The sequence below is a fragment of the Streptomyces finlayi genome (assembly GCF_014216315.1).
In the GTDB taxonomy this organism is placed as follows: Bacteria; Actinomycetota; Actinomycetes; order Streptomycetales; family Streptomycetaceae; genus Streptomyces; species Streptomyces finlayi_A.
The window spans coordinates 7,413,671-7,421,681 of record NZ_CP045702.1; the positions used below are offsets into that span (position 1 = coordinate 7,413,671).

General features: G+C 71.1%; 4 protein-coding genes. 3 read left to right on the top strand and 1 reads right to left on the bottom strand.

Annotated elements, in window-relative coordinates; translation table 11 throughout:
- Window positions 1-180 precede the first annotated feature (180 nt).
- The 3 genes from F0344_RS34060 (at window position 181) to F0344_RS34070 (ending at window position 6,572) form a co-directional block, all read left to right on the top strand.
- Window positions 181-636 carry a YbaB/EbfC family nucleoid-associated protein gene (locus F0344_RS34060; protein WP_185302425.1) on the top strand — a complete coding sequence of 152 codons (456 nt, stop codon included), beginning with the start codon at window positions 181-183 and terminating at the stop codon, window positions 634-636.
- 2 nt (window positions 637-638) lie between these two features.
- Window positions 639-1,010, top strand: coding sequence for a hypothetical protein (locus F0344_RS34065; protein WP_185302426.1), 372 nt, complete (start codon window positions 639-641; stop codon window positions 1,008-1,010).
- A gap of 78 nt (window positions 1,011-1,088) precedes the next feature.
- Window positions 1,089-6,572, top strand: a complete 5,484-nt coding sequence (locus F0344_RS34070) for a hypothetical protein (RefSeq protein ID WP_258050216.1) — start codon at window positions 1,089-1,091, stop codon at window positions 6,570-6,572.
- On the opposite strand, the gene F0344_RS34075 is transcribed toward F0344_RS34070, so the two are convergent.
- Complete coding sequence (locus F0344_RS34075; protein ID WP_185296855.1) at window positions 6,509-7,918, bottom strand: IS4 family transposase; 1,410 nt, start codon at window positions 7,916-7,918, stop codon at window positions 6,509-6,511. The two genes, F0344_RS34070 and F0344_RS34075, sit on opposite strands and share 64 nt — an antisense overlap.
- Window positions 7,919-8,011: the final 93 nt, after the last annotated feature.

Sequence of the window (8,011 nt, forward strand, 5' to 3'; positions counted from 1 at the left end):
CGCTCGGGTCCGGTGCGCCGACGCCGGAGAGGAATCCGACCCGGCCCCGGCTTCCCCGGCGGGGTCTCAGCAGGCAAGATCATCAAGGCAGTTGACGGGCAGGGCCAGGACCGGGATCACCGATCGGACGCATGGGCGTCCGGACGTACGGAATGACCGACTGAGAGGGAGGGAGCGAGCATGACGGAACCGCTTGAGAAGCGCCTGGAGAAGGCCATGGCCGAACTCGAGGCGGCCCAGGAGGCAGTCGCCCGAACCGAGCGTGAGCTGCGGGCGGCGTCGTTCACGGCGCTCTCGTCCGACCGTGCGGTGCGTGCCACGGCAGGCCCGCAGGGTGAGCTGACCGGGATCGACTTCCTGGAGAACAAGTACCGCGACATGTCCCCGCAGGAGTTGGCCGCCAGCGTCCTGGAGGCGGCGAGCGCGGCGCGCCTGAAGATGAACCGGCATGTGATGAAGGCGCTGGCGCCCTTCACCGAGCCGAGCAGCAACGTGCCGGAGCTGAAGGGCTTCGAGATGGACTGGGAGCGGATCTTCGGTCCCGACGTGCTGCGCGAGGACGACGGGGACACGGGCAGCGGTACCCAGACCGCCCCCGCCTGGCGTGACGCGCTCGGTGACGAGGGGGAGGACTGACGATGGGACAGCGGTACTACGTAGACCCGCATCGCATCGAGGCCCTGGCGAAGCAGCTGGAGGAGATCGGCACCCTGACGAGGAGCATGACCGAGGAGTTCCTCGACGAGTTGGCACCCACGGTGAACTGGCCGGGAACACAGGGCGAGTTCGCGGAGAAGGCCAAACCGCAGGAGCAGAAGGAACGCCAGACCACCAAAGACACCATGGCGTCCATCCGTGACGCACTGGTGGGTATCACCGATGCCACGGTCAGCCAGGTCAGGATGATGAAGGACACCCGCGACCACAACATCGAGAGCGTCGAGCAGGGCACCAGCCGCCTCGACACCGACGGATTCGACAGCGGCCCGGGCGGGCATGGCCGCCGCTGAGTTCCGCGCCGCGGGCCGCTCCCTCACGCCGGGAGCGGCCGCTCCGTCCTGCCCGTGCGGGCTTCCGGACGGCCCCCGGTGAGCATCCAGGTATCGCCCGAGGTCAACGCCATGATCTTCATCCTCACGGGGGAGAGGCTCATGGACGCCGACGAGGACCTCGCGTACGAGAGCCGTCGGCCTTACTCCGGCCTGGGGCGCAAACTGGACCGACTGTCCTCGCTGATCGACAAGTCGATCCACGACATCGGCGAATCCATGCCGGACGACCTCGCCAAGTCCTACGGCAGGGCGATGGGCATGCTCGTCGACGACGGCGGCAAGAACTACCTGCGCGACTTCGCCGGGCAACTCGACAAGATCGCCGAAGGCCGGCGCAAGACCTCCATGGACATCATGGAGTCCAAGTGGCAGGTCATCGCCGAGATCATCCGGCTGCTCATCGAGATCGCCATCTACCTCGCGATGTCCTTCTTCACCGGTGGCGCCACGGCCAGCCAGATCATGATGGCCAAGATGCGCAGCCGGTTCTTCATCCTCACCACGCTCAGCCACCTGCTCCAGCGGCTGCATCTCGCTCCCTCGCTGACCGAGGCGTTCGCCGAGGCGTTCACGACCTTCGCGGTGCGGCTCGCGATGATGAACTTCGCCCCGGACGGCCGCCGCCCCGACGGCATCGACTGGAACGACGTCCTCAAATCCGCCGCGTTCGGTGCTGCCGCGGGGTTCCTCACCAGCGTCTTCGACAGCTTCGCGCGGAGCATCGTCAGGAGCTTCGACAACAACTTCCTCAAGAACGCCCCGGACCTCGGCTTCAAGAACAACCCCAACCTGAAGAACAACCCGAGCCTCGGCCTCACCACCAATGGCCCGAACCCCAAGCCGAACCCCGACCGGGACGGCCTCCCCGGCAACCACCCCGACTCCGCCCCGTACGGGAACGGGAACGGTCCCCACCTCTCGAACAACCCGCCGGTCACCTTCCGGAACGACCCGCTCTCCTTCCGCAACAACACCGAGCTGTGGCGGAACAGCCAGATCCTGCGCAACAACGCCGACCGGCCCGGTGCGCTGGCCGGGCACTACGGGCTCAAGGGGACGGCCGACTTCCTCGCCGCCGCCTCCGGTGAGGCGCTCGCGGAGATCCTGATCAAGGGCGCCTACGACGGCGACTGGTCCACCAACTGGTCCACCTTCGTGGGCGCGGGTATCAGCAGCCAGGTCGAGGCCACGCTCAGCGACACCGCCGTGAACAGCGCCGCCGAACTGCGTCACGCCATCGACAGGCTGCGCCACCGGCCGCCCACCGTGTCCGGCGGCGACAGCGACTCCGGCAGTGGCTCCACGCGTGCCGACGATGGCCCGGATCGCACCGACGCCCCCTCGCGCACGGACGGCACGGGCGGCGACGGCCCCGCCCTCACCTCGCCCCCGCCGGTCACCACGCAGACCACCGGACAGGGGGACGTCGTCGGCACTCCGTCGTCCCCGCCCCAGGTCGCGGGGAACCCGCCGCCGTACACGGGCCGGAACCCGACGCCGTACTCCCCGGGCGCGCTGCCCGTGACCGCCGTCGAGAACGATCTGTGGCAGCAGGTCCACCAGGGCCCCGCCGAGGTCCGCGAGCAGGCGCTGCGTGACATCGCCGCCCTGCGCGGCGCCGAGCCGCCGGGCAGCGCCGAGATAGGTGTCCGCGACAGCCTGCACGGCAACCTGTCGCAGCTGCCCGAGGTCCGGGTGGTGCCCGCCGGAGGCAGCCCCGCCGCACAGGTGGGCACGGACGAGGTCCGCCGCGTCCTCGACGGCTTCGGTACCCAGGTGACGGTGGACGCCCCGATCACGGTGGGCGCCGCCCCGAGCTCCGAGGACAGTCCGGGCCTGGTGAACGGCCCGGGCACGGCGGGCACTTCGGGAACGGCGAACGGCCCGGCCACGGCAGGCGCTCCGGGCAGCTCCGTCAACAACCCCGGCACGACCACGGCACCCCCTGCTGAGGCCGACGCCGACCTGGTGGTGGACCACGGCCCGGACGCGCGGTCGCAGGACGCTGCCGATGGGCAGGGGGCCGCTCCGACGTCCGCAGGTAGCGTGACCGGGGACGTACCGGCGAACTCGACGGTGACCTCTACGGGGAGCAACATCCAGGAGTCTCCGCGGAACGACATCCCGGACTCCCAGCAGCACGAGGTCCAGGAGTCTCCGGAGAACAACGTCCAGGGGTCCCGGGGGAGCGAACTCCAAGGGTCCACGCAGCAAGCGGCCGAGCGCAACGACCTTACGGCCGCGGTGCCGGGCGGCGTCCCTGTCGCCACGGTGGGGTCCAGCGCCTCCGCCACCCCCGGAGCGGGCAGCGGCGCTCGGCCGGGTGGCGTCCCCGCCGCCGGAAGCGCCACGGCTCCCGCCGGTACGTCACTCCATGGCCCCCCCGACTCGGACGCCCCAGCCCCGGCTGACGGCTCGCCGACCGCGACGGACGACTCCGCGCGGACCACCGCAGCCCCGGAGGCCGTCGAACCGAGCGGGAGCGACCTCACGCCGGAATCCGGAGAGAGCGTCTCCGCACCGGCTGTCGACGCCGCCGCCGGTCCGGCCGTCGACACCGCGGCGGCTCCGGACCCCGACGCCACCACCGCCCCGCCGAAGGTGAGCACCCTCGGCTCGTTCGCCGACACCGGTGACGTACGTGAGGTCAGCGGCACAGGAGACGTGCGCTCCGACGCCACACGCCCAGGGAACCCCGGGTCCACCCAAGCACCGCCGCTGACGATCGTGGTGTCGGAGGTGCCGCCGCCGGGGGAGGGGTCGCCGGAGGCGGCCGAGTTGCTGGACGGGGCCGGGACCGACCGGGCCGTGGTGCTCGGGCCGGCCCTCGCGCCGGAGGGCGCGGGACGTCCCGTACGCGCCGCGGTCGAGCTGACCCGCGACGGGCCGGGCGCCCCGGTCCAGGCCCGTACCCTGACCGGCCCGACGACCGACGTGGCCGAGGAGACCGCGTTCCCCGGCGCGGACGTGCTGCTGCCGCTCGCCGACGCCCTCGGCCCGATGCCCCGACCAGCCACCCAGAGCACCGTGACGACCGACAGCGCCCCGGTCGTCACCTCCACGGCCACACCCCCGCCGACGGTGCCGGAGAAGGCAACCCCCGTACACGGCGAAGGAACCGCCCCGGACCCCGCGGCCGCCACCGCACCGGCCGAGCTCGGCACCCTGTCGCGCCCCTGGAGCGAGACGGCCACCGACCTGCACCTGGAGTCGGGCGAAGGCGAACGAGGCAGCGACGGGACCGGCGGTCAGGCCCCCGGGCCCGGTACGAGGCACGGCACCGGGAACGGAGCCACCCCGCCCCCGCCCACGCCGGCCACGCCGGAAAACTCCCCCGCGACGTCGCCCGTGGCACTTCCCGCGCCACCGGCCCGGATCGTCGTACGCCCCGTGGACGGTGGTGTCAGCGGTGGCGGAAACGGGTCCCGGCGGCCGACGAGCGAGCCGGCCGTCGTCACCCTGGACGGCCTCACGGTGCCCCTCAGCCAGGTACGGCGCCTGATACCGGACGCGACGGAGCAGCCGCAACCGGGCCGTGCCGTCCGGACGCTGACCATCTCGCAGAGCGTGGCCGAGGACGGTACGCCACGCGACAAGGGGCGCCGGGCGGTGCTAGGCCAGGACACCTTCCGCGGCGTACGCACCGTGACCACCCCTGCGTCCCCCTCCGAGTCCCCCGCCTCGTCCCCGCGACTGCGGACGGACTCCGTCACGGGGACCGAAGCGGCCCCGCCCACCCGCCGTACCGTGTTCACCGGTCCATCGGCCCCGCTGCCCGGGGCGGGCACCGAACAGGGCGCCGACTACTTCGTGGGACACGGCACCCCCCGTACCGTCACGCTCGGCACCGACGACTTGGCGCGGCCCAGCGTGAAGGTCAGCGGTGTGCAGCTCGGTGAGCTGCTCAAGGCATGGGCGACGGACGGCGATCAGGACCGGCCGCTGGTGCTGTTCTCCTGCGAGACCGGACGGCAGCCGGAGATCGCGGGCCTGCCGGTGGCGCAGCACGTGGCGAACCGGACCGGGCGGCCGGTGTACGCGCCGACCACCGACGTCGGCACGGCCCGCGACCGGAACGGCGACCTCCGCCCCGTGCTCGCCGAGGGTGCGGACGGACCGGGGCGGTGGCGGCTGTTCACGCCGGAACCCCGCGGCGGGGACCTGGACCGGGCGGCGCGGGATGCCGGCCTGCACACCGGCCCCGGCCCGGCTGACGCGTTCGCCCGCGCCCGCACCCTCCAGCAGATCCGTACGCTGCGTGACGCTCTCGGCCCGGACGCCGAACAGCGACCGGAGAAACGGGAGTTGCTCGCAGGGCTCGCCTACGTGGACGGTCTGCGCTGGCGCGACGCGGACAGCACGGCCCGCTACGGCGACGGCCGCATGACCCCGGACCTGCTGCGCCGGATGGTCACCGACTGGCACACCGTGAACGTCGCCACGCCCCCCGGCCCGGCGGCCGGTCCCGCCACCGGCCTGTCCGCCGGTCCCACACCCGAGCAGTACACCGCGTTCCTGAGCGCGGCGGCCGCCTTGCGGGCCGGTGCCGGGCCGGACACCACCCTCGACGAGCTGCTGCCCCCGCCGCCGCCCGAGCTGTCACCCACCACGCTCATCTCGCGGGAGGACGTGCGCGGGCTCTCCTACACGGAGTCGGCGCGGGTCGCCTGGTCACTGTCGGGCGAGCCGCTGCCGCTGTCCGCGCTGGACCTCGGGCCCGAGGACACCGCCGAGTTGGCACGTCGTCTGCATGACCCGGCGCCCGCGGCCACCGTCCACGAGGAACAGCAGACGTCCCTCCCGCTGAACACGACCGAGGCCAACTCGTACACGGCGCGTCATGCGTATGGGATTCCGGAGAAGAACTTCAAGGGGTTCCGTGAGCTGGCGCGGGACAGGAACCTGGTCATCGATGTGCGGCCGACCAATCCTTCTGCCCCGAAGTGGCTTGAGGCCGGGGCGTTGGCGAAGCCGCAGGACATCAAGGCCAAGACGGTCAACGAGGTCGATGTCCGTCTTGGGGCGGATGAGGGGAACATCGGGCTGGTCGGCTATTTCAAGCCGGTGCTGCCTGAGCGGGGTTCTGTCGCGGAGGGTGAGTGGGACGGGGTTCTGTCGCGTTTCAATCAGCGTTCGACGGAGTTCCACGAGTTGGCCGTGAAGATGGCCGCGTACGAGGCGGAGAACCGGTTCGTCGTCCGGGACGGTGTGGTCTTCGGGGTGGGTGAGGACGGTGGGCAGCGTCCGATCACCGGTGATCATGATCTGTTCGACGTCTCGACGCCGGGTGGTACGCGGATCGAGCATCCGGCGCATGACGCGCTGATCGAGGAGATGCGGGCGAAGGACATCGCCGTGATGCACGGCGCGCACATGTTCTGGAATCCGCCGACGGCTTTCGACAAGTCCATCTTCGACAAGATCGTCGGGTCGCATCAGGGTCAACACCGTTGCGTTTACGTCCGCGAGCGGCTCGCAAGTCCGTGCTCGAAGAACGTGACAGTGGTGTGGACGGTGTAGTTCTGGCTGGTCGTGGGGTGTTGTCCGGCGTTCGGGCCGTACTTGCTGGTGGGGTTCTTTCGGGTGCGGGCCTTGACGCGGTGCCGGTGGCGGGCGGGGTGCAGGGCGTCGAGGACGGCCCGGCCGATGGTGCCGACGAGGTCGGCGGGTCCCGTCGGGGGCAGGATCGCGGTCGCGGTGGTCACGGTGTCGCCGGCGGTGGTCTGCAGGACGGTGAAGCTGATGCGGTCCATGTCCAGGCCGGGCCGGGTGCAGGCGGTGTCGGAAGCGGCACGGATCAGGGCCTGGTAGGTGGTGAGCAGGGCGTAGACCTCCTGGTCGAGGCCGGTCAGGCTGCGGGAGCGCAGGACACGGCCGTCCAGCATCGTTGCCTTGATCGAGAAGTACGTCGTCTCCGACTGCCACCGCTCGTGGTAGAGATCCACGAGCCTGGCAGCTGGGTGGGCGGCCGGGTCGAGGAGAGTGGTGAGCAGGCGCCACTGCTCGGTGCGGACGGTGCCATCGGCCAGGGTCACGGTGACGGACGCCTCGATGACGCGGACGGTCAGCATGACGGGCAGGACGCCGTAGCCGATCCGGGCCAGGTAGGAGCCGTCGTCCAGGTGCCGGAAGGGGGTGGGTATGCGGCGGGCGGAGGAGCGCACCAGGAACTGGGCGCCGGTGGCCTGGACGTCCCGGGCGAACTCGTTCGCGTCGAAGCCGGCATCGGCCAGCAGGAGCATCGTGCGGTCCAGCACACTCAACAGGCGTCCCGCGTAGGTGAGTTCGCCGTCACTCTCGGGGCCGAACGCGGCGGCCAGCACGGCACGGGTGCCACACTCGACCAGGACCACGAGTCGTAGCAGCGGGTAGCCGAACTCCACGCTCTCGCCCGCCCGCTTGGGATAGCGCCAGGTGAGCGCCTCCTCATCGGGCACGTGCAGCAAGGTGCCGTCCACGGCCACGGTCCGAAGCCCCCGATAGAACGAGCCGGCCTGCCCGAGGTGGGCGACGGGTCCGGCGAGGATCTCGAACAGCCGCCGCAGCGGTGCCGCTCCTATCCGCCGTCGGGCCCGGGACAGCGAGGAGACCGCCGGACGCACCAACGGCAGTCCCTCCAGCCCCGCCGTCAGCTTGCCCCACACGCCCCGATAGGAACAGTCCTCGAACAGGGCCAGCGCGAGGACGAAATAGACCACCACCCGGGACGGCAGCAGCCGCAGCCGCTTCTCACGTGACCCTGTCTCATCGATCACCGCGTCCACCAGTACGAAGTCCACGATCTGGGTCAGCTCGCCCAAGTGGCCGGGCGCGTACACACCCCCGGCCGCCTCGACCGTGCGCGTGATGACAGACTTCTCCTGCAACGGGACTCCCGATGATCTTCTTGCTCGACACAAGCTGATCTATCAGGACGTCCCGTTGCGTCATTCAACAGGGCTTGACCTGCGACTCAAAAC

Coding starts and splice junctions, on each gene's coding strand:
- F0344_RS34065 (WP_185302426.1), top strand. CDS start 639: ATGGGACAGCGGTACTACGTAGACCCGCATCGCATCGAGGCCCTGGCG.
- F0344_RS34060 (WP_185302425.1), top strand. CDS start 181: ATGACGGAACCGCTTGAGAAGCGCCTGGAGAAGGCCATGGCCGAACTC.